Source organism: Apilactobacillus sp. (assembly GCF_025290035.1).
In the GTDB taxonomy this organism is placed as follows: domain Bacteria; phylum Bacillota; class Bacilli; order Lactobacillales; family Lactobacillaceae; genus Apilactobacillus.
The window spans coordinates 1-22864 of sequence record NZ_JAMBKT010000002.1; the positions used below are offsets into that span (position 1 = coordinate 1).

General features: G+C 32.9%; 22 protein-coding genes, 2 tRNA genes, 1 other RNA gene and 1 other annotated feature. Of the genes, 7 read left to right on the plus strand and 18 right to left on the minus strand.

Annotated features, from left to right (window positions below):
- Positions 1-248 precede the first annotated feature (248 nt).
- Positions 249-321: transfer RNA gene (locus M3005_RS01310), tRNA-Gln, on the minus strand.
- Between the two features lie 108 nt (positions 322-429).
- Between M3005_RS01310 and M3005_RS01315 the strand changes: the two genes are divergently transcribed.
- Positions 430-503: transfer RNA gene (locus M3005_RS01315), tRNA-Glu, on the plus strand.
- Between the two features lie 35 nt (positions 504-538).
- On the opposite strand, the gene M3005_RS01320 is transcribed toward M3005_RS01315, so the two are convergent.
- Positions 539-1198, minus strand: a complete 660-nt coding sequence (locus tag M3005_RS01320) for a cysteine peptidase family C39 domain-containing protein (RefSeq protein WP_293792975.1) — start codon at positions 1196-1198, stop codon at positions 539-541.
- A gap of 135 nt (positions 1199-1333) precedes the next feature.
- Here M3005_RS01320 and ssrA point away from each other — a divergent pair.
- Positions 1334-1704, plus strand: a transfer-messenger RNA (tmRNA) gene (ssrA, locus tag M3005_RS01325).
- A 38-nt stretch (positions 1705-1742) separates the two neighbouring features.
- Here ssrA and M3005_RS01330 read toward each other — a convergent pair.
- From M3005_RS01330 to M3005_RS01350, 5 genes are all read right to left on the minus strand, one after another.
- Positions 1743-2687: a hypothetical protein gene (locus M3005_RS01330; protein ID WP_293792977.1), complete on the minus strand. Its 945-nt coding sequence runs from the start codon at positions 2685-2687 to the stop codon at positions 1743-1745.
- A gap of 299 nt (positions 2688-2986) precedes the next feature.
- Entirely contained in the window at positions 2987-4165 is a 1179-nt protein-coding gene (locus M3005_RS01335) for a GH25 family lysozyme (protein ID WP_293792979.1), read from the minus strand.
- A 170-nt stretch (positions 4166-4335) separates the two neighbouring features.
- Entirely contained in the window at positions 4336-4992 is a 657-nt protein-coding gene (locus M3005_RS01340; protein WP_293792981.1) for a hypothetical protein, read from the minus strand.
- Between the two features lie 80 nt (positions 4993-5072).
- Positions 5073-6035, minus strand: coding sequence for an NAD(P)H-quinone oxidoreductase (locus M3005_RS01345; RefSeq protein WP_293792982.1), 963 nt, complete (start codon positions 6033-6035; stop codon positions 5073-5075).
- Positions 6036-6043: 8 nt separating this feature from the next.
- Positions 6044-6436 (minus strand): tautomerase family protein, encoded by a 393-nt coding sequence (locus M3005_RS01350; protein ID WP_293792984.1) that lies wholly within the window; start codon positions 6434-6436, stop codon positions 6044-6046.
- Between the two features lie 141 nt (positions 6437-6577).
- Positions 6578-6785, plus strand: a binding site (T-box leader).
- A 59-nt stretch (positions 6786-6844) separates the two neighbouring features.
- On the opposite strand from M3005_RS01350, the gene asnS reads away from it, so the two are divergent.
- Both asnS and M3005_RS01360 read left to right on the plus strand, forming a co-directional pair.
- Positions 6845-8233: an asparagine--tRNA ligase gene (asnS, locus tag M3005_RS01355; protein ID WP_293792987.1), complete on the plus strand. Its 1389-nt coding sequence runs from the start codon at positions 6845-6847 to the stop codon at positions 8231-8233.
- A gap of 50 nt (positions 8234-8283) precedes the next feature.
- A complete protein-coding gene (locus M3005_RS01360; RefSeq protein WP_293792988.1) occupies positions 8284-8823 on the plus strand; it encodes an NADPH-dependent FMN reductase in 540 nt (179 codons plus the stop codon).
- Positions 8824-8840: 17 nt separating this feature from the next.
- Here M3005_RS01360 and M3005_RS01365 read toward each other — a convergent pair whose 3' ends face one another.
- The gene (locus M3005_RS01365) at positions 8841-9167 is read right to left on the minus strand and encodes a hypothetical protein (protein ID WP_293792989.1); all 327 of its coding nucleotides are present in this window, start codon (positions 9165-9167) and stop codon (positions 8841-8843) included.
- A gap of 178 nt (positions 9168-9345) precedes the next feature.
- On the opposite strand from M3005_RS01365, the gene M3005_RS01370 reads away from it, so the two are divergent.
- On the plus strand, positions 9346-9852 hold the full coding sequence (locus M3005_RS01370) for an HdeD family acid-resistance protein (RefSeq protein WP_293792991.1): 507 nt from the start codon (positions 9346-9348) through the stop codon (positions 9850-9852).
- Between the two features lie 38 nt (positions 9853-9890).
- On the opposite strand, the gene M3005_RS01375 is transcribed toward M3005_RS01370, so the two are convergent.
- Together M3005_RS01375 and M3005_RS01380 are read right to left on the minus strand one after the other, a co-directional pair.
- On the minus strand, positions 9891-10760 hold the full coding sequence (locus M3005_RS01375; protein ID WP_293792993.1) for a GRP family sugar transporter: 870 nt from the start codon (positions 10758-10760) through the stop codon (positions 9891-9893).
- A gap of 205 nt (positions 10761-10965) precedes the next feature.
- Positions 10966-11856 (minus strand): magnesium transporter CorA family protein, encoded by an 891-nt coding sequence (locus M3005_RS01380; protein WP_293792994.1) that lies wholly within the window; start codon positions 11854-11856, stop codon positions 10966-10968.
- A 149-nt stretch (positions 11857-12005) separates the two neighbouring features.
- Between M3005_RS01380 and M3005_RS01385 the strand changes: the two genes are divergently transcribed.
- Positions 12006-13337: an MFS transporter gene (locus M3005_RS01385; RefSeq protein WP_293792995.1), complete on the plus strand. Its 1332-nt coding sequence runs from the start codon at positions 12006-12008 to the stop codon at positions 13335-13337.
- A 42-nt stretch (positions 13338-13379) separates the two neighbouring features.
- Here the strand turns inward: M3005_RS01385 and M3005_RS01390 are convergent, their stop codons facing one another.
- Together M3005_RS01390 and M3005_RS01395 are read right to left on the minus strand one after the other, a co-directional pair.
- Entirely contained in the window at positions 13380-14165 is a 786-nt protein-coding gene (locus M3005_RS01390) for a glucose-1-dehydrogenase (protein WP_293792996.1), read from the minus strand.
- A gap of 75 nt (positions 14166-14240) precedes the next feature.
- Positions 14241-15341 carry an SLC13 family permease gene (locus tag M3005_RS01395; RefSeq protein ID WP_293792997.1) on the minus strand — a complete coding sequence of 367 codons (1101 nt, stop codon included), beginning with the start codon at positions 15339-15341 and terminating at the stop codon, positions 14241-14243.
- 158 nt (positions 15342-15499) lie between these two features.
- Between M3005_RS01395 and M3005_RS01400 the strand changes: the two genes are divergently transcribed.
- A complete protein-coding gene (locus tag M3005_RS01400) occupies positions 15500-17536 on the plus strand; it encodes a KUP/HAK/KT family potassium transporter (RefSeq protein WP_293792998.1) in 2037 nt (678 codons plus the stop codon).
- 39 nt (positions 17537-17575) lie between these two features.
- Here the strand turns inward: M3005_RS01400 and M3005_RS01405 are convergent, their stop codons facing one another.
- The 6 genes from M3005_RS01405 to M3005_RS01430 all read right to left on the minus strand — a co-directional run bounded on the left by M3005_RS01405 (position 17576) and on the right by M3005_RS01430 (position 22783).
- Positions 17576-18760, minus strand: coding sequence for an aminotransferase-like domain-containing protein (locus tag M3005_RS01405; RefSeq protein ID WP_293793000.1), 1185 nt, complete (start codon positions 18758-18760; stop codon positions 17576-17578).
- Between the two features lie 93 nt (positions 18761-18853).
- On the minus strand, positions 18854-19114 hold the full coding sequence (locus M3005_RS01410) for a hypothetical protein (protein WP_293793001.1): 261 nt from the start codon (positions 19112-19114) through the stop codon (positions 18854-18856).
- Positions 19115-19387: 273 nt separating this feature from the next.
- Positions 19388-19708 carry a hypothetical protein gene (locus M3005_RS01415; protein WP_293793002.1) on the minus strand — a complete coding sequence of 107 codons (321 nt, stop codon included), beginning with the start codon at positions 19706-19708 and terminating at the stop codon, positions 19388-19390.
- 47 nt (positions 19709-19755) lie between these two features.
- A complete protein-coding gene (locus M3005_RS01420; RefSeq protein ID WP_293793003.1) occupies positions 19756-20895 on the minus strand; it encodes an ABC transporter ATP-binding protein in 1140 nt (379 codons plus the stop codon).
- Positions 20896-20962: 67 nt separating this feature from the next.
- Complete coding sequence (locus tag M3005_RS01425; protein WP_293793004.1) at positions 20963-22633, minus strand: glycoside hydrolase family 73 protein; 1671 nt, start codon at positions 22631-22633, stop codon at positions 20963-20965.
- Between the two features lie 27 nt (positions 22634-22660).
- On the minus strand, positions 22661-22783 hold the full coding sequence (locus M3005_RS01430) for a hypothetical protein (RefSeq protein WP_293793006.1): 123 nt from the start codon (positions 22781-22783) through the stop codon (positions 22661-22663).
- Positions 22784-22864 lie beyond the last annotated feature (81 nt).

A 22864-nucleotide genomic window follows, 5' to 3' on the forward strand; every position in this document is an offset into this window, starting at 1 on the left:
TTAAATAAAAAAGAGATGCATTGGCATCTCTTTTTATTTTTCAATAAATTATTCCATGATAACTGTCATTTATTTTTTTCGCTAGTTATAAAATGATTGTGATATCAACATTTCTAAAGTGTTTAGTAAATGTCCTTTGCCCATATGTTAATGACTTTTAACGAATAAACTTGGATACTAAAAAAACGCCATCATCCCCAACATGACAGCGTTATGACAACTAATACCCGCTTATGAATATCAGCTTATTGGGCATACTGGACTCGAACCAGTAAATTAAGGATTCAGAGTCCTCTGCCTTACCAATTTGGCGAATGCCCAATGAACATCACGTATTCAATATTAATACAAAGATTTCGTTAATGTCAACATGTCAGGTGCGTTGACATCAATAATATTGGATAGTAATATTGAAAGTGTAAGTTTTATTGCCCGCTGGTCAAACTGGTTTAAGACGTCGCCCTCTCAAGGCGGAGTTACGGGTTCGATCCCCGTGCGGGTGATAATTAAAAAGACAACCATTATTTGGTTGTCTTTTTTAGTAACTAATGGCTTTATAGCCACTTTTTTTCCATAACTTTGTTAACTCTTTAATGGTAATAACCTTCTTTAGTCCGTCTTCTGGATCATAGTAAAAGAATATTTTATGATTAAATCCAAATAAGACCAAACATTGACTATCACGTCTACCCCAGATTAAAACCGGTCGATTTCGACTAATCTGACTTCTTAAGCGACGGAATGACTTTTTAGTAATGTTCTTGTATGAACCAACACTATTTACTAATACTGTTTTATATTCTTTATCTGTTAAATTATCAACTGTTGAATCAATTTTTTCAAAGACTGGATAATCCGGTTTTGAAAAATGAACTAACGTTGATAAGGCATTAGCCTCATTAGAGTTCACTTCGCTAAATTCAATTTGTGTTAAACTCAACACTCGATAGTTTTTACGAATGAATTTATTGGGAATCCAACCGTTAGTAACTTCATTTTCGAAATGAAACCAAAGATGATTTTGAAAAAAGCCGATTTGATCAATTTCAAATTTAGTTAGTTCGTCTTCATGACGAAAAGATTGTCTTTTAGACTTAGCATCTTGCATGTTAGAAATATACCATTTTTCTACGCGACGATGTTTCAAACGAACGTAAAAAGATGGCACTCTTTCACTAGCAATGGCATTGCTCTTCATTTGTTCACCCTCAATTTTTAGGTTTGTATTATATTATACCAATAAATATGTACTAAACACATTAAAATAAGTCTTTTATCTGATATAATTATTTTACTACCTTCTTAAATATGGTAACATTGATATGTATCTTTTGGGGGCGTTATGGATTCGACGGGTATAGTTCGAATTCGGATTGCGTTCGCAGCGGCGTCTGCTCAACCGTCCAGTTTTTAAATTATAACTGCAAACAATAATTCAAACAACGTCGCTTTAGCTGCCTAATAAGCAGTCTACGACAATCCAACTAGCTTTGCCTAGGGGCTAACTTGGGTTTTATATAATAATAGGCTTACGTTGCTTGCTCACACCTGAAGTTAAGCAAAAGAGATTAATCAGGTTAGCTAATCACGTTAACCCCGGAATACGGTGCTCTGATTAGTGAAGTTTAAATAGTATCCCTATGAGCGTAGATGTTCGAATGTCGATATGCTCGGACGCGGGTTCGACTCCCGCCGCCTCCATTGAATAAAAAAGGATTGTAATCAACGATTACAATCCTTTTTTAATATTTACTATCAGCAGAAAGTATAACGATATTAATTTGTACGCTACGATTCATTCTAATAACGCGAATTCCAATCCCGTAGTGTCTTAACCCATAGCCTTCATTACCTAGCAATTGATCCATATGACCGTATCCAGAGTCCGCATCATTAGTAATCATTTCTTTAAAATATCCAACGTACTTGCTAACATTAGAAATCCGATTATCTAAATTCGCATATTCATTTGATTCATAAATGTTATTTTGGTTTCCAACAATTCCCATAGATTGACCATCTAATATTGCGGCTAATTGCTTATGGCGTTTTCCATTAGCTGTTGTATAGTGAGATGCATCCCCTAAGGCAGGATTTACATAGTTTGCTCTTTCTTGAGCCACTTTATCTAAACCTGCACTTCTTAACCAACTACCATTTTTGGTATTAGAACGACTTGACTTAACAAATTGTACGAACTGACTTCTTACACTAGCTATGATTTGCGAGTCAGACATCTTCGTAACATTACCATCAGTATTATCGGTTTGTTCCCCGATATCATCATTGTCTATTATTGTATTTAATGAAGTTGACTTCGCAGCTGCTGGAGCTGCATTATTTTGATGAACAGAAATAATATCGCCTGTGTACATCCAACCCTTTTTAGTCTTGTCTTTACTTTCGACTAACTTAAATTTTTGGGTCTTACCTTTCTTCTTAACAGTTGATTCTGCTTTCGCATAAAGTTCTTTACCGCCAAAATAATCTTTTGCTGATCTCGCTTTGACAGAATTAGCTTGATCATTTTTATAAACCTTCTTATTACCTTTTACTTTAACTTGTTCTGTGCTAATTGATTTCTTAGCAGCATTTACTTGATACCCTTGTGTCAATAATGAAGTACCAACCATTAAAGTTCCAATCATGGTTACAACTATCTTTTTACTTGGTATGGGTATATTCAAAATATTCTATCCTCTCATTAAACTCATACTATTTTCGTTTTTCTTATGCAATACAAAAGATTATATAATGTCTTAAAAGATTAAGAAAGATATAAGCTAGTTAATTTTTTATTAATAAAATAGTTTATTTTTATACACTTAATGTAAAATATCTTATTTTTAGAGGTAATCTTAAGATTTTCTTAATAACTTTTATACAACATTTTTAATAAAAAGGGCATAAAGCGTAATGATTTATGCCCTTTTTTGATTGAAATTAATATAAAAAATAAAAAAGCATCGTCTTAGGACAATGCTTTTTAAAATGCTCGTTGATAAATCCATCCAATAAATTTGCCTTCGTAATAACACTTGTAATAATAACTATGCCAACCATCCTTTATGGCTCTTCCAGTTATGTGAACTCTCTTACCAGCATACTTACTGCCATTTACTAGTTTATGAGTATTAGTAAAGTGGCTATCTACAACATGATTGTAGAAATTATAGTAATTTTTAGCTTTAATTTGTTTAGTCATATTAACCCTTGAGTATGTGATATGAGGACCTAACGCCTTTACGTTAATCCATCCCAAAAGATGGCCATCAAAGTAAGTACGATAATAAGTTTCATTATTAACAGTCGCCTTCATATTGTATGAAATAGTTTTTCCTTTATAATTAGCAACTTCATTACTTACTTTTAATTTGCTTGCATACTTATTATCACCAACTACATGGTTATAAAAGTTATCAGTAGCTCTTGATCTAACTGTGAAAATTCCATTTATCTTTTCATATTTAGCATTAGACTTTGGAGTCGTATTACCAATGAACCAGTCACTATTTTTAACTGTTAGTAAACTGGAGTCAACATATTGACCTAGTGCTGGTGAATAGTAATGGTCAGTATATTGCCATAAGACGTGTTCTCTTTGTGGCTCATTTGTTTGATATGCAGCCAGCCAATAACCATCATAGGCACTAATTGCTTGTGCTGCATGCGTTAACATAAAGCTTTGGTATGAATAGAACAGAATCTTTCTATTTCCAACTAACGGTCTAAGTGCATTAATCCAAGCTAATGTTGATTCGTTAGTTCCACCAGATTTTACGGTTTGTTGTTCATAGTCATTAACATAGAACTTAGCATCAGGTGCTCTATTATATAATGCCTTAGCTTCATCAGCAGCATCGTTTGGATCAGTATACTGACTAAATGAATATACTCCATATGGAACATTATACTTCTTCATTAAAGCGACATTGTTATCAAAAGTCTTGTCGTAATAAGCACTACCAAACTGAACTCTTAAAATAACAAATGGTACTTCGTCCTTTAATTTTTTTACTTGATCATCAGTAAATTTACCTTGCCACTCTGATAAATCGTATACATTATTTTGTGCTGCATGGCTTTGCATAGAACCAAATAACATACAGAACATTCCTACCAATGTAACTCCAACAATCATTAATACATATTTAAGTCTTAACATATTCTCATCCTTTAACACTATGATTAAGTACATTGTACAATGTTAATGTTGCAAGAATAATATACACAAATTACAATTTTTCCCAATTTCTTTACAAAATATTAAAAAAACGGGCATAATTTGTAACAATTTGAGACTTGACAGTATAAAATAAAATAAGGATTCCAGATTTAGGAGTCCTTATTTTGTGTATGAACATATATGATTAAAATTAATCCGATTAAAATTATTATTGATCCAAGTCCCATTCCAAACAGTCCAGTTGATTCAGAAGCATTATGTGAATTTTCAGTTGATAAAATCGCATATTGCGTAACTATAATGGCCATTAAACCATCGATTACATTTAAAGACTTAATAAATGTAATTGCCGGACTATATAATTTTCTCGACTTAGTTAATCCAATAATTGATGAAATGATTTTAATGAAACCAAGTGTGGCAATTGCTAACATTACGTTTTTAGCGTATACCTGTGGATCTATATTGAGATATAAATACAGGCAAATCAATACAAATGAGATTCCTAAAACAATATAAGTTATGGCACCCCTTAATAAATATCTCAAATCTTGTTTTTCAGTATATTTATGTAATCTTTCCTTAGTGTATACGTGTAAGAAAATAACCCTCGTAATAAACATGATTCCATAATAAATACCAAACACTAATACCCATGTTGATGAAATAATTATTGCTAATACGATTTTAATAATGGATATAACAAAACTTTCAATTGTATTTCCAACTGAAAATAATGCATGTCGATCTGCACTCTCTTTTACATACTTAGATAAAAAATTGAATTTACATAGTTTCTTTGCCATCTTTACGCTCCCAGAAGAATTATTAATAGAATAACTAATTCCAAATAATTAGTAAATAAAAAAGCCGTTTTTCAACGACTTTAATCAACAGATAAAATGATTTTACCAATATTTTCTTTATTTCTCATACATGCTAAAGCATCTCTAGATTCACTTAACTTAAAATGATTGCCAACTTTTAAATCAATTTGATTATCATTTAATAGTGGTAATACATCTTTGCTAAATGATGAAATTAAGTCAGCCTTATATTGATTGGAACGTGTTGATAATAATGTTCCCTCTACGCTAACTCGTTTACCAATGATATCCATGATGTTCATGCTTTCAACAACGCTTCCACCTAAGTTACCAACTAGTACTAGTTTTCCTTCAAACGCTAGAGAAGCAATGTTTTGTTGATAATAGCTGGCACCAATGAAATCAATGATTAAATCCACCCCACGATTATCGGTTGCCTTTTGGACTTCTTCAACGAAATCTTGACTAATGTAGTCAATGGCTACATCAGCACCATAATTCAAACAGATTCCGGTTTTCTTACTACTAGAAGTTGTAATTACTTGGGCATTGGTTAACTTTTTAACCAGTTGAATTGCTGCGGTACCAACTCCACTAGCTCCAGCGTGAATTAATACAGATTGATTGTCTTTTAAATTACCAATGGTAAATAGTGTTTGATAAGCGGTTAAATAACTTTCTGGAATCGTGGCAGCTACATCATATTCAATCTTATCAGGAACTAACATAATTCTTTCTTGGTTAACTGCGACATACTCAGCATATCCACCATTATCCAAAAGTGTCATTACACGTTGTCCTTTATGGTAGTCAGTAGATTTGCTTTCGACAATTTCTCCAGCAACTTCTAATCCTGGAATTGTATCGTCAGACTTCACTTTTTGATCCGCCCATAATAAATCAACATGGTTAACACCAACGGCATGAATTTTTATTAATACTTGGCCATCTAATAGTTTTGGTGTTTGCACATCTACCAATGAGTTTTCATTTTTTACGCTCGCTATTGTTACTGCTTTCATCTTGGCACCTACTTTAATGGACCGTCGATAAATTGAGCGATTCCATTACCAAAGCTCCAATCAGTATCAGTATTGGTAGTCAAATTAATCATTAAATCTGATTTTTTCAATCCAATCGTTTGTTCCAGTTTTTCAGCTAAATCATGGTAGAACTTTAATTTTTGTTCTTCGGTACGTGGTCTAGTAGTTAAACTGAAAACAACCACATCATTAGTTCTTTCAATTCCCAAACCAGTATCTAAAATATTCATTTCAAAATCTTCATGTTGGGTCAAAATTTGGTAACGATCACCTTCTGGTGCACCGAAACAAGCTAACATTACTTCGTAAGAAACTTGCATTAATTGTTTTAAGTACTCTTTATCGTGTCCTTTAATTACATCAATTCTCATTAATGGCATTATCTTCACTCCTTTAGACTAATGTGCTAATTATCCACTAGTACAGTTGCAAAATCAAACAAATTGCTTTTACGTTAATTGATAACTTTATATTGTATTTAACACTTAAATAGTGGTAATATTTAAGTGTTAAATAGTTAATATGAAACTGTAAATACGGATAAGTAATTAGTATTACCTTTTAGCGAGTTAAGGACAGTGAAAGCTTAACAGCACTAATATTAATGAATAACACCTATTTGTTTTTATTCTGAATCTTCAGTAGGAATAAACGCGTTCAAAGCGTTATTTGATTTGAGTGGCCTATTAAAGGCACTTTAGGTGGTACCGCGGAACTTCCGTCCTATGTTTAGGATGGGAGTTTTTTTATTTATCTCGTATTTATAATATGGAAAGGCGTGAATTTTTATGCAACAACTTAGTGTTAAAGATTTATACACTAAAGACATTGAAGATAACACTGTCGTTGCTCTTGAAGGTTCAATCAAAACCATTCGCGGTTCAAAAAACATTAGTTTTATTGAATTAAACGATGGTTCTTGCTTCAAGAGTGCTCAAGTAATCGTTAAAAAGAGTAACGAAAACTTCGAAACAATTAGCAAATTACCAATTGCTTCTACTATCATTGTTGAAGGTGCATTTGTTAAAACTCCAGATGCTCCACAACCATTTGAAGTCCATGGTGACAAAGTTGAACTAGTTGGTAAATCAGATTTAGATTACCCTCTACAAAAGAAAAAACAAACTTATGAATTCTTACGTACTATTGCACATTTACGTCCACGTACTAATACTTTCTACTCAGTATTTAGAATTCGTTCACTAGCTTCATTTGCCGTTCATGAATATCTACAACACCAAGATTTTGTTTACGTAAACACTCCAATCATCACAAGTAGTGATACTGAAGGTGCCGGTGAAATGTTCAGAGTTACTACAATGGACATGAACAACCTACCTAAAGATGATCAAGGTAATGTTGATAACTCAAAAGATTTCTTCAAGACTGAAACTAACCTAACAGTTAGTGGTCAACTTCCTGAAGAAGCATTTACAATGGCATTCAAGAACGTATATACTTTCGGTCCTACTTTTAGAGCTGAAAACTCACATACTCCTCGTCATGCTTCAGAATTCTGGATGATTGAACCTGATATGGCATACACTCGTCTTCCAGGTATGATGGATGTTGCTGAAGGTCTTCTAAAATACGTTATCAACTACGTATTAGAACATGCTCAAGACGAACTAGCTTTCTTAGATGAAAACGTTAAACCTGGTTTAATTGAAAAACTAAAGAAAACTGCTAGCGAAGACTTTGCTCGTGTTACTTATACTGATGCCGTTAAGATTCTACAAGATGCAGATACTGAATTTAAAGTACCTGTTGAATGGGGAATTGATTTACAATCTGAACATGAAAGATACTTGTGTGAAGAAGTATACAAACGCCCTACTTTCTTAACTGACTACCCACGTGATATCAAAGCATTCTACATGCGTGATAATGACGATGGTAAGACTGTTGCTGCAGCCGACTGTTTAGTACCAGGTATTGGTGAAATCGTTGGTGGTAGTGAACGTGAAGAAAGATATGATGTCTTAAACGACAAGATTAAAGAATTTAACCTAAATCCAGAAGAATATGACTGGTACCAAGATCTTAGAAAATATGGTGAAATCAAACATTCCGGTTTCGGAATTGGTTTCGAACGTTTAGTTATGTACGTAACTGGAATGGAAAACATCAGAGATGTTATCCCATTCCCACGTGAACCAGGTAGCGCTAAGTTTTAATCAAAAAAGCATTCGTAATGAATGCTTTTTTTACTAAGGAGAATTTAAACATGAAAAAAATTGGCCTTATTTTAGGCAGTAATCTCCCTAGTCGTATCTGTCCCGAAATAGGCAATTGGGTACATAACAATTTAGATTCATCAGATTATGAAACTGAAGTACTAGATTTAAGCCAAATCAATCTGCCCTTTTTAGACGAGACAGAAATACCTGCTAAACAACAATATCAAAAAGATCATTCTAAGGAATGGTCGCAAAAAATCAAATCTTTGGATGCCGTTATTTTCCTTTATCCACAATATAACTGGGGATATCCTGCCGTTCTTAAGAATGCTATTGATTATCTAGCCAGTGAATGGCGTGATAAGAAAGTTTCATTTATCTCATATGGTAGTCATGGTGGACTACAAGCTCAAATCGCGCTTGACCTAGTTGCAGTCGGTTTAAAGATGGCTAAACTATCCACCAATCCATTGATTAACATCAATGCTGATATGTTCACCGATGATCATCAACTTATTAGTGGACAACTGGATAGACAAAAATATAAAATCGCATTACTTAAAACAGAACTTGAATCAATTATTTAACAAAAAAGCAAGCTGAATTATTCAGCTTGCTTTTTTATGTTGCCATCAGGGTCAATATCAAAGGTGCCTAAATCTCCATCCAATCCCTTTTGGATGTCAGATTTAGAGATACCTTGAATTGTGAAGATGTTTTTTTCAAAGTCAAAGAAACGAGGAACCATTATTAACTCATCATTTTCTCGATGTAAAAATTCTTTTAACAATTGCTCAGCGTCTACAAATGATTCGACCTTGGCTTCTTTGTTAACTAAATTAGTAGTGGGAAAAAAGTAACCGAATTCGCCTCTACACTTCACTTTAATTAAATTTTTATGTCTTTCCAGTACGGTAATAAGTTGATTCATTAAACATCCCTCTATAATTAATCTAAATTAATTATACATATTCATTAACTGATTTAAAATAAATCAGCCCATCATCTTTCATAAACGTTAAGATTATCTTAAGAATGCCTGTCGAATACACTTAACATGATTTCAGTGAACTATAATGAAATTATCAATACTAAAAGAGGTGAAAATAATGAATAAACTAAATCAATTTGATCCTTTTTCATTCATCGTAGGTATTCTAGGTGTGATTGTTGGAATTATAACGCTAAATCGTCCTGATATTACATTTAGCACTATCGTAATAATTGTGGCTGTCTTTTCAATTATTACTGGTATTTTCAAAATCACCCACTTATCTGATATTTTTGAATCTAAAACTTGGATCATTTTTAATAGTATCATAGATATCCTTATCGGTATTTTAATGCTTTTCAATGCTGCATTCGGAATTTTATACATTGCTATTTTCTTTGCAATCATGTTTATTTTAGATTCTTTAACAGCATTATCACTAGCCAAATACATCAAGGATATTAGCCATGGATGGTATGTTATGGATATAACTTTTGCAGTTGTCGGAATTGTGGTAGGAATTTTACTTCTTGCTTCCCCTGTTGCTTCAGCTATATCAGTCGCACTCCTAGTTGGATTATTCTTCTTAGTGAATGGAATTTTACGAATTGTTCATTCAATCTAACATCAAAAAAGACCTGCCAATTTGGCAGGTCTTTTTTATTATTCAAGATGTCCAATTAAGATTGCTGAGATAACAATCATTAATAGACCAACTACTGTAAATGTAATTTCTTTCTTATTCTTGTGTTCTTTTAGAATAATCAAACCACCGATAGTTGAAACAACCACGTTCATTTGAGTTAATGGGAAAGCATTAGCAACACCATTTAGTTTTAATGATGTTAGGTAAGCTAATGTACCTAATCCACCAAGAATTCCGATGATTCCACTCTTCATAGTTACTTTTGACTTCAAGTAACCAAATGTTTCTGATCCATTTAGAACGAAGGCAACAATCAATGCACCTAACATCATTCCGAATGTTTGTGGTAATAAACCAACTAAACCAGAAGCGTTAGTGATTCTTGGGAATACAGAACATGCTGTGTATCCGAATGAACCAATTACTAACAATGGAATTCCGGCTTTGTAGTCCATCTTCTTTCTAACCACTTTTTTATCAACATAGCTGGTACAAGTAGTTCCAAGGATTAGAAGTGCGATACTTAAGAATCCAATTAATTTAGCTAATGGGCTACCCCATTCTCCGAAGAAGATAACACCGCAAAGTGGAATTTCAATTAATTGTAGTCCAGTTGAAATTGGCATTGCTGATGATACGTTCATCTTAGTAAATGAACTGAATTGCATGTATTGAGCAACTGCCCATGCAACCCCTCCTAAGAATGGCCATAGGAATTCGTTGAATGAAATTGCTGGTCTAGTAAATATGTAGATTACAATTCCGACAATTAGTTGTCCGTATCCAGTTCCTAATAGTTGTTCGATTGGTTTACCACCAAACTTGGTAGCAATTAGAGGACCTACACCCCAAAGTAGTGCAGGTAATATTCCGATTAAGATGTCCATCTTAACACTTCCTTTTTACACTTATTATGATTTTATTGTCATTTTTTATCGATTAATAATTGGGGCTATCCCCAACTAACAATGATTATTATACAATCATGTCATTTTATAGTAAAGCGCTTACATTTAATTTCTTCAATAATTAACTAATTCTTAATAATTTATAACAAATAGTAAAAAAGCACGACTAAAAGTCGTACCATTTTTACAAATCATGATGTTTTTTCAAGTAGTATAGCATCCAGTAAATAATTGCGACTGTAATTACCAATGTAAAGAACCATGACCAACTACTATTGGCAAATGGTAATACCCCAACGTTCATACCGTAGAACCCACTAATAATTGGTGGAATTGCTAAAATCAATGACCAAACAGTCAAAACTTTCATGACATCATTCAAGTTGTTATTAATAATGTTACTGTATGTATCTTCAATTTGACTAACAATTTCATCTAGCACATCAAACATGTACTTGCTTTCATCGTATTCAACAGCAACATCATCAATGTGTTGATCCTGGCGATGGTTAAATGAAATTGGAATTTCAAAGTTATCACTAGATTTTTGTAGTTGATTAATCGCCATTATGTTAGCGGCTGTAGCTGTTTTTAAGTATACAAGGTCGTTCTTTAAAATCGCAATTTCATTTAGATGACGATTGTTAACGCGACTTTTATTACGACTATTTTGTAAGTTTTCAACAGATTCGTTAATTTGATCCAACTTGTTCATATATGGCTTATTAATTCTTTGAAGCATATTGAAAATCATATCAAACTTATTACATCTGGTTTCTTGTTTGATGCGGTATCTGGAATCACTCTTAGTAATAATTAAATCATTAGTGAAAGCAATAATAACCGGTGCGGTTTGTACGTTTTCATCTTGTCCAGAAATCAACGCACGCATGATCATAACGGAGTACTTCTTAACCGTATTATATTCAAAACGTGAATGTTCATGAGCATCCAACATGTACCCTTTTAGGATATTAGGTAATTTATATTCGTCGATTGTATCAACAACCTCTTTGGTATTTGCATCAACCATTTCCACCCATTTGGAATCAGTTAATTGATGTATTTTAATCAAATCAATTGCCCCTTTCTTATTAATTAATCGTTTTAGTTTCCTTCTTTATGATATTCATGGCCTTTTCAATTATTATGATATACTTTTTTATGACATCTTTTGAAAGGACATGATTTATTATTAGCAATTATATTAAAGTTGCTCTATTAATGGCATCCAGTTTATTCATGCAATTTTTAGATGCAACCATTGTAACTACCGCACTTCCTTATATCGGAAGAAGCCTAAACGTGCCGACTTCTTCTCTTTCATTAACTGTCAGCATTTACTTTATCACCATGGCAATTTTTATTCCACTAAGTGGATGGATTGCTAAACGCATTGGTAAGAAAAACGCTTGGTTAATCGCGACTTTATTATTTGTATTAAGCTCATTAGGTGACGCTTTAGCTCCTAGTTTTGCGGTCCTTTTAATTAGTCGTTTCGTGCAAGGGTTTGCTGGATCATTAATGACTCCAACCGCCCGCTTAATTATGTTGGAAAGAACTCCTTCAAACCAACTATTACGAATGGCAAACTACCTAGTTTGGCCAGCGCTTATTGCTCCAGCGATTGCACCAATTATTGGTGGATTTTTCGTTAAATATCTAACTTGGCAATGGATTTTCCTAATTAACGTTCCAATTGGTTTATTAGCTATTCTAATCGGAATCAAGTTAGTCGAAAAAGATTCGAAGAAAAGCAAAGATAAATTTGATTTTATCGGTTTTCTAGAAATCGCAATCTCATCTGGATTCATTTTAATAGGTGCAGAAATTGCCACATATGGTCGTAATTTCTGGCCTATTGCCGGTTTATTAGTGTTGCTTGGTTTATTCATGATCCTAGTGGTCGGCTATCATCTTTCACATGTAAAGACTCCATTATTTGATATTAAAGCCCTAAAGGTTAGTTCTTTTAGAATTTATCAAACTGGTGGAACCTTCCTATGGCTATCAGTAGGGGCACTTCCCTACCTACTAACCGTGTATCTACAAACTGTTTTTCACTGGTCAGCTTTGGTAGCCGGATATTACGTGATTTTCGTTTTCATTGGAAACATTGGTATTAAGCCTTTTACGAACGTTATAATTCGCAGCATTAAGTATAAAGCTTCATTATTAATTGCATTATTCACAGTCGCAATTAGTACAGCCGCTTTAGCAATGATTCGCCCAACAACATTCGGTGTCATCATTTCCGGATTAGCGTTTATTTCAGGATGTGGACGTTCCTTAGCTTTGACTTGCTATAACGCGGTCACATTCTCAGAAATCCCAATTGAAGAAAGAAATTCAGCCAATACACTTAGTTCCGTTTTACAAACAATGGCCCAAGGGTTAGGTGTTTCTCTTATAACAGTTGTCGTTTCTGCATTATCAAGTTTCTTCCCAGAAAACCAATCATATGAAATTGGATTTGCCTTTCTAGGAATCTTAATGTTATATCCAATTATTGAAGTGGCTATTCAACCAAAAAACTTTGGTAGTAGCGCTTTATAAAAAGTAAAAAGATGGTATCTATATTGATGCCATCTTTTTTATTTATCCGCGGCCTTTTTTAAACTCTGGATAAAGTTTCATTCCACCATCAACGTAAATTGTTTCACCAGTTACGTATGATGATTCACTAGAAGCTAACCACGCTGCGGCTGCTGCAACTTCTTCTGGTTTCCCAATTCTGTTCATTGGTACTAATTCAGCTGTGTCAGCATAAGCTTTTGGATCAGCAAATTTCTTCGCATTAATTGGTGTGTTAATTGCACCAGGTGCGATGGAATTAACTCTAATGTTATTAGGAGCATATTCTTTAGCAACCGTTTCAGTAAATAACTTACTTCCACCCTTTGATGCTGAATAATCAGCAAAATGAGGCCAAGAAATTGTTTGATGAACAGAAGACATGTTAATAATGTTTCCTGCTTGATTGTGATCTAAGAAGTAATTTAATGCTGCTTTGGTACCTAAGAAAGTACCAGTTAAGTTAACATCAATTACTCGTTGCCAATCTTTTAATTCTAACTTATGTGTAGGAACTTCTTTTTCCATCCCCGCATTATTAATAAATAAGTCTAATCCACCAAATTCTTCTTCGGCAGTCTTAACTAACTTATTTACATCTTCTTCTTTCGAAACATCAGCTTGAACGGCTACTGCATCTCCACCATTTTGCTTAATTTGATCAACGGCTACTTGCGCACCGTTTTGATCAGAATGATAGTTGAAAACTAATTTCATGTGTTCTTGCGCTAAACGTAAAGCAATTGCCTTTCCAATCCCCTTGGAAGCACCAGTAACGACTGCTACTTTGCCATTTAAATCTGTGTACATATCAATCATTCCCTTCGAATTTAAGTGAATAACATAATTATTACACAAAAAATGAGAAAGTTTAGTGAATTTCTATTATATTAAGATAATCTTTATAATTATTAAGATTATTAATAAACCGATATTTAGTCCGGTAAAAATTTTGATAAAGTTAAGTCTTTCATCCCTTGCATAATTAGCAATTTGTTTAAACGCTAATAAATTGGCGAGAGAAGCAACTAACGTCCCTAACCCACCAATCGACACTCCCCAATATATCGCACTAAAATGACCGGAAAATTTAGCAATTAAGACTGCACAAGGAACATTGCTGATAATTTGACTAATTCCGATTGATGTTAAAAATGTGCTTTGCGGTGTTTTAATAAAATGATCAATATATTCAGATACAATTGGCATCTTACTTATCATTCCAACAATTAAAAAGAAGAAAACAAACGTAATTAATAATGAATAATCAATTTTAACAAGCATTTTTGGATTTAATTTAGTGGATTTCCATATCACTAATATTAATGGAATTAAGATATTAATAATATTAAATTGAGACAATAAAACTATCGTAAATAACCCGATCACCCATACTAAATCCATTCTTTTTATGGTGGGGATTGGAATAGATTGTAATCCAATCTCTTTTTTATGATTTAGATTCACTAGAATTATCATGATAACAATCCCAACGAATAAAATCTGCAGTGATTGTGCCATAAAATCGATGAAACCAACCTGAAAATTTTCAACTAAAAAAACATTTTGAGGATTCCCTATCGGCGTAACTGCACTACCCATGTTTGCAGCAATCGTTATCAACGATACTGGATAAGCAATATTTAATTGATACTGTTTGGCAATCAATATGTATAATGGCACCAATGTAATTATTGCGACGTCATTAGTAACTATCATGGAACCAAAAAAAGATAATATTACTAACCATGCATTTATTTGGCGCGAATTGGAAACATGATTTATAATCAAGGCACTAAAATAATTCAATATGTTAGTTTCTTTTACGATTTCAATAATTAACATTAAATTGAATAAGATTAAAATTGTATTCACATCAATATCATGAAAATCTGGTTGCTTGAAAAACATCAATATAATAAAGATTGTTAAAACGATTTTAACGACATTATCTTTAGCTATATTTTTAAATAAAGTAGTTATCATATTGGTAAACGACCCCTTTTCTTAGAATTTTTATACCATTAAATTTAACATTTAATAGAACCTTTTTCATTTTTTTCTTTAAACTAGCTTAAAATAGTGGTAAATTGTACTTTATTAATGTGTGAATTTTTACATAATTATTTTTGGAGGATTTAGTCATGAAAGCTAAATTTGATAAGATTTCCTTTATGGGAATGCTAATCACTTTAGGAATTGTCTATGGTGATATTGGTACATCACCACTATATGTAATGAATTCCATTATTGGTAATGCCGGAAAAATGTCTGACATTAAACCTTTTTATATAATTGGATCCATTTCATTAATCATATGGACTCTTATGGTGATTACCACAATCAAATACGTATTAATTACCATGCGTGCTGATAACAACGGTGAAGGTGGAATTTTCGCCTTATTCGCATTAGTTAGAAAAAAGGCCAAATGGTTAGTATGGCCTGCCTTAATTGGTGGTGCCGCACTATTAGCTGATGGGACTCTAACTCCTGCCGTTTCAGTAACTTCTGCTTTGGAAGGCTTGAAAGGACAACATTTTGGTCCTATCTCATTCAGTAACTCTCAAGAAACTGTTCTAATCATTACATCATTAGTATTATTGGTATTATTCTTAATTCAACGATTTGGAACTGGAATTATTGGGAATTCATTTGGACCAGTTATGTTAATCTGGTTTTCCTTCCTGGCAATTATGGGGATTGTTAATTTATTAAAATACCCTATTATCTTAAGTGCATTTAACCCAATTTACGCGATTGAAATTCTATTTAGTCCCGTTAATAAAGTGGGATTATTCATTTTAGGTAGTGTTTTCCTTGCTACAACCGGTGCTGAGGCACTTTATTCAGATATGGGACACGTTGGTAAGAAAAACATATATGGTACTTGGCCATTCGTTTACTTCTCTTTAGTAATGAATTACTTAGGTCAAGGTGCTTGGGTTATTAACAATGCACATAACCCACAATTTGCTCATCTATCAAGTTTGAACCCATTCTATGAAATGCTTCCAGAATCACTACGTGGATTCGCAATTGTAATTGCTGCTTTAGCTGCTATCATTGCATCTCAAGCGTTGATTACTGGTTCATTTACATTAGTTGATGAAGCTATTGGTTTGAAGTTCTTACCTAGAATGATTGTTAGACATCCAAGCAATGTTAGAAGCCAAATTTACATTTCAACTGTTAACTGGTTCTTATGTATCGTTACTTTCATCGTTGTTTGGGCATTTGGTAGTTCAGAAAGAATGGAATCAGCTTATGGTTTGGCTATCACGGTTACTATGTTGATGACTACTGTTCTATTATTTGAATACCTATCAGGTAAAATGAGACGCCTATGGGCATTTTTAATTGCTGCATTCTTTGCAGTAATTGAATTTACATTCTTCATCGCAAGTATTGTTAAATTTGTTCATGGTGGATTCGTTACCCTAATCATCATGGGTGTAATCTTAATCATCATGATTCTATGGTACTTCGGTAACAAACGTCGTGACCATTATGAACGTGAAAGCGAATATGTTTCTCTTCTTGAATATCGTGATCAATTAACACAATTAAGTGAAGATGAATCAATTCCGCTATACACTTCTAACTTGGTTTACATGACTAAGATTAAGAATGATTATCAAATCAAACGTAGTACAATGTATTCTATTTTAGATAAGGAACCAAAACGTGCTAAAGTTTACTGGTTCGTTACTGTTAATGAAACAAGTAACCCATACGAAAGTAACTACACTGTTGACCTTATCGAAACTAAGAACATTGTAGATGTTCAACTTTACCTTGGATTTAGAAAGCAACAAAGTGTAAGTATTTACCTACATCAAATTGTTAACTACCTAATCAAACAAGGTGTTATTGATCCACAAAAGCAAACATATAGTTCAACTGGAAAACGTGGTAACGTTGGAGACTTTAAGTTCGTAATTATCAATGAACGTCCTTCTGATTTAGCATTAAACTCAGAAATTAACGCCTTTGATAGACAACTTATTTCTGGACGTATCTTCTTACAAAACATTACAGCCTCCCCTATCTCATGGTATGGACTGGAATTTAGTAATGTAATTGAAGAATCTTCCCCACTATTTATTACAATGCAACATGATCAATATTTAGTTCAAAGAAAGATTTATCACTCAATTCATTCCAGACATAATCTATAAAAATAAAAACACTTATCAAAATTGATAAGTGTTTTTTTATTACATCATTTCGTTAATAGCAACTGCCATTCGACGAACTCCTTCATGAATTTGATCATCTTTCATATTTGAGAAGTTCATTCTAAAGGTCCCTGGAATCACTTCATCTGGATAAAAAGGTTCACCTGGAACAAAGGCAACGTTATGCTTTACGCAGTTATAGAATAAATCCATTGTGTTAACGTTTCCTGGTACTTCAACCCAGATGAACATCCCACCTTCTGGATTACTATGTTTAACCCCTTCAGGGAATTGTGCATCAATTTCATTTAACATCATTGTGGCACGCTTTTTGTATTCGTCTGAAATGGATTGAATGTGCTTATCTAAATCATTGTCTTCCATGTATTGAGCGACAATGTATTGAGATAGATTGTCTGAATGTAAATCAGCAGATTGCTTCATAACAACAAAAGCATCAATAAAATATTTATCAGCAACAATCCAGCCTAGTCTTAGACCAGGAGCTAAAATCTTAGAAAATGTATTCATATAAACTACTGTTCCATTATTATCATAATGCTTAATTGGTGGAACAACTTCACCAGAATATCTGATTTCTCCATATGGATCATCTTCTAAGATAATAACGTTATGTTTTTCGGCAATTTCAACCATTTTTTGGCGTCTGTCTGCGGTCATAGTACGACCAGTAGGATTTTGGAAGTTGGGAATTGTATAAATTAATTTAGCTTCTTGATATTCTGTTAGCTTAGCTTCTAACGCATCCATTAACATCCCATCTTCATCCATATCAATGCCAACTACTTTAGCTCCGTAACTTTTAAATACGTCTAAAGCACATAAGTATGTGGGCTTTTCCACTAAGATGACGTCGCCCTCGTTTACCATCATTTTAGCTACTAAATCAATAGATTGTTCAGATCCAGTAGTAATACAAATATTTTCGATGGTAGTATGTACAAACTTGTTAGTTTGCATTCGATGAGCAATTGATTCTCTTAATTTAGCATTTCCAATTGAAGCGGTATATTGTAATGCATCTTTACCGTATTTATTAAAAACTTTATCGGCTGCTTCATGCATCGCTTCTACTGGAAACAATTCTGGTGCCGGCAATCCACCAGCGAATGAAATAATCTCTGGGTCACCTGCGACTTTTAAGATTTCACCAACCACATCATCATCTAGGTTTGGTACTCTTTTCGAGAATTTAAAATTCATAATCAATTCCCTCCTTCTGTATTATTTTTTAACTTATAAATAAGTTAAGACTAATATAGACCTAATTAATTCATTTTACAATCATCTATTTTATTAAATTAAGAACAAAATACTTCCGATTAACATCACTAAATGAATCAAAAGCAAAATTTGACGATATAAGGCCCTTTCTTTTTTTCTATGGGTAAATATGTATAATACATAAATAATCGTCATTAAAGCTGCAATAAATGCGGTTAAAAAGAAACCGACTTTCATCATCACTAAATTCCCACTAAGTCCACTCAAAATAAAAATAAATGGAAAAATATAGATTGCGATATTTAATAATAATTCTTTAACAATTGGTTTCATAATATTAAAAACTCCCTAATTTTTTGGTTTCGTAAATCAGCTATAAGCACTTTCAAATCGTTATAATAATAACATATTAAAGCATTTATTTTTTTAATCTTTTTGCCAGATTTATATTGTCATCGACTATCTCATCCTTTATAATATGAGATACATATTCAAGTCATCCCACTAAATGTTGCTTGTTATTTTGCTATTATTTTTTCGCAACAAACGATGTGGACACATATTACAAAAGGACGTCATCAACCTACCGATGACGTCCTTTTTTTATTATCCAATGTGGTTTTCTTTCAAAATCAATTGAAACTCTTTTTCAATATCTTCAGTTCTTTCCCATTCTTCAAAGTGATCCATGCTTTCATCAGGCATTGTATAAGTTTGATTAATATAAGCTTCATACTTAATCACATGTTCAGAGTGTGGAATGTTCAACTGAAGAATACGGACTTCTTTAATAAATCCTCTTTCGGCTGCTAATTCCGCTCTCCCGTTTTGAACCATATTACTAATTTCCATATACTTAGTTCCGTCCAAACGGGTTATTTGTTCAATTAAATCTAAGGTTTCATGACTCTTATATTCTGTTGCCATCTAATTTAATCTCCCTTCGCAAAAAAAATCCGACTACGCGGATTTTTTTATCTAATCACTGATTTAATTTCAGTTTTCTTATGTTTTTTAACTGTCTTCTTCTTAGCATTATCTTTTTCAACACCCTTAGGTAAAACTAGCTTCTTAGTTGGTTTTACAATTGATGATGGTTGATCAATAATGTGATGTAATGGATGACCAGAAACATTCACTAATGAGAAGAATAAAGTAGCAATAGTTACTAACCATGTGAATAGAACTGCAGTCTTTGGCATCTTTTCACTAATAACTGAACCGTAAAAACGTTTCTTCACAGTTGCTGAAACATGCTTATCTTCTGGATGTTCAACACGTTCTTCATCAGTAACTTGTCTTTGATATTCATCAATATCGAAGTCTTTTTGAATTTGTTTTTGTTCAGCTTCAAATTTAGCTTTATCTTTCTTTGAAAGCTTCTTAAACCATTCAATAAATTCACGATACTTAGTAGTTACTTCTTGAGTTTCACCAATCATTTTTAACTTACCATAATTGATCCATGCAACACGGTCACATAAGAATTCAATTTGTTTTAATGAATGAGAAACGAAAATAATAGTCTTACCTTGTGCTTTAAAATCAGCAATCTTATCTACACACTTTTGATAGAAAGTATCATCCCCAACAGACAATGCTTCATCAATAATTAAAATATCAGGATTAATGTGAACCGCAATTGAGAAACCTAAACGTGACTTCATACCACTTGAATAGCTCTTAACTGGTTGATCTACGAAATCACCAATATCAGCGAATGAAACGATATCATCCATTAAGTCATCAATTTGTTCATTAGTTAATCCTTGCATTAATGATTTCAAACGAATGTTTTCACGACCAGTAAGGTTCTTTCTTAAACCTGCACTAATTGCGACGATTGATGTATCCCCTTTAACATCAACCCAACCAGTAGTTTGAGGAATGATTCCTGAAATGATGTTAGAAATGGTAGATTTACCTGAACCATTAACACCAATTAGCCCTAAAGCTTCTCCTGATTTAACTTCAAATGAAACACCCATTAAAGACCAGAAATGAGGAACATCAGTCTTAATTGAGAAAAATGATTTTAGTTTATCGGTTTGTGTCTTAAACAAATCGTATTCTTTGGTTACGTTTTGTACCTTAATCTTGTAATCTTCAGACATTTTTAATACTTCCTAATTAATTTATTTCGATTTAATCATTATAAAACTAACTACTAATTATATCAAATTAATAAAATAGTAGTGCTTTTCCAGAAATCCAGTAACTCTTGTTGTTTAGCACAATTCTGTACCAAGTTGTGTTGTACTTAGTTCTAATTCCCTTGCAGTTAATTTCAACTTTAAAGTCCTTTGGAACCTTTACTTGAGACCAACTGATCTTTTTAACATTCTTATATGAACCTGGAATGTGATTATTTAAATCATACTTTCCATAATGATTTAAGTATCCGTATCCTGAATATTTAAAGTATTGCGCTGGCTTATTTATTTTTTTAACAGCTGTCTTTTTGGCGGCAGTCTTTGTTGTGGTTTTCTTTACGGTTTTTTTATTAGTTGTCTTGCTGGTATCTTTTTTAGTAGTATCTGTATTCTTTTGAGTAGCTGATACATAAGTAACGTCAACTTGATTAATCCAAACATTACCAAGTTGACCAACTGAAATTTGGTACCAAGTATTAGTGGTTCCATTTACAGTTGAAGTGGCAACTTCTTGAATGGAGTATTCCATCCCCTTCATTCCCGTAGTTTTTGAAACTCGTTTTGATAATTGAGGTGTACCAAATACGTTACTGTATAATTGACGGTAGTCACCCTTAATCTTAACTTTGTTGCTATCATTTGAGTAATTAACTAATGGGAAATTAAGCGCTGATGAGTATACCCAATATTTAGTACCGTTCTTGCTAAAACTAATACGGTACCAAGTTGTTGCTGCCCCTTTATAAGTACGAACCGCTAAACAATCGACATAAACTGTAGATCCAGCTGCTGCACTATTTTCCCATGCTGCAGTTGTATTCTTCTTTCTAGTATCTTTGACATGAGTATATAGTTTGTACTTATTAAAGTTAGATGACAATTGAACCGTTTCGTTAGTATTTCCACCAGTATAATTAGCAGTGGCTAACACTTTCGCCGCTGGCTTTTTATTAGCAGTATTATTAGTGGTGTTGTTAGTAGTATTTGTATTTGTTGTAGTACCTGTACCATTACCATCAAGTGACAATAGATTATATTGATTAATTACATTAATCAATTTAGTAGCATAAGCTGGGTCAGTTGCGTAACCATCAGCTTGAATGTTTTTGGCAGCTTGAATTCCATCTGTTGCTTGTGATCTAAATACATTGGCATATCTACTATTTTGAATTAAAAATGTTGCATATCCTTGCAAACTATCCATTAATGTTGGATATGAAGCAAAAGTAGAGTTAGTAACATAGTATCCATTGGAACCATATTCCCCTGTAGTCGTATTGTAACCTTGACCGTTAGTAGATTTAATTCCAAATAAGTTATTTGATTGTTGTGTTAAAGTGCTTTGTCCATATCCACTTTCTAATGCTGCTTGAGCAACCATTAATGATGGATATAAATTATTACTATTGGCAATTTGTTGAGCAATTGGTGAAATCGTTGAAATGAAATTATCATATGTTAGTTGATTTCCCAAGATATTAGTATTATTTAAAATACTACTTGCTTGTGCGACGGAAGTATTATTATTGCTATTGCTGCTGTTGTTACTTGCAGCTTGTGAGCTAACATTGCTTCCGCTATTAATCAATGGAACAACGGAGCTTCCATCCGCATACGCTTTATAAATATGTCCAGTTGATAGAACCAATCCCGCTGTCAGCGCATAAAGTATTGACTTGGTCATTAGTTTCTTTCTCATAATTAATATCTCTCCATTTTTACTCTATTATCGTTTAATTCCACGCTTGTTAGCGTTTAAACGATTATGCTGTTCTTTAAACTTATCAAAAGTTTTATCAGCTTTAGCTTGTTTTTTTGAATTATCTTTTGTTTTCTTAGTATATTTCATAAAAAAACACTCCCAATTAGCAATTATAACATGTTCATAGTTAAATTAATAAACTCCAAACAAAAAAGATGCTGTAAAAGC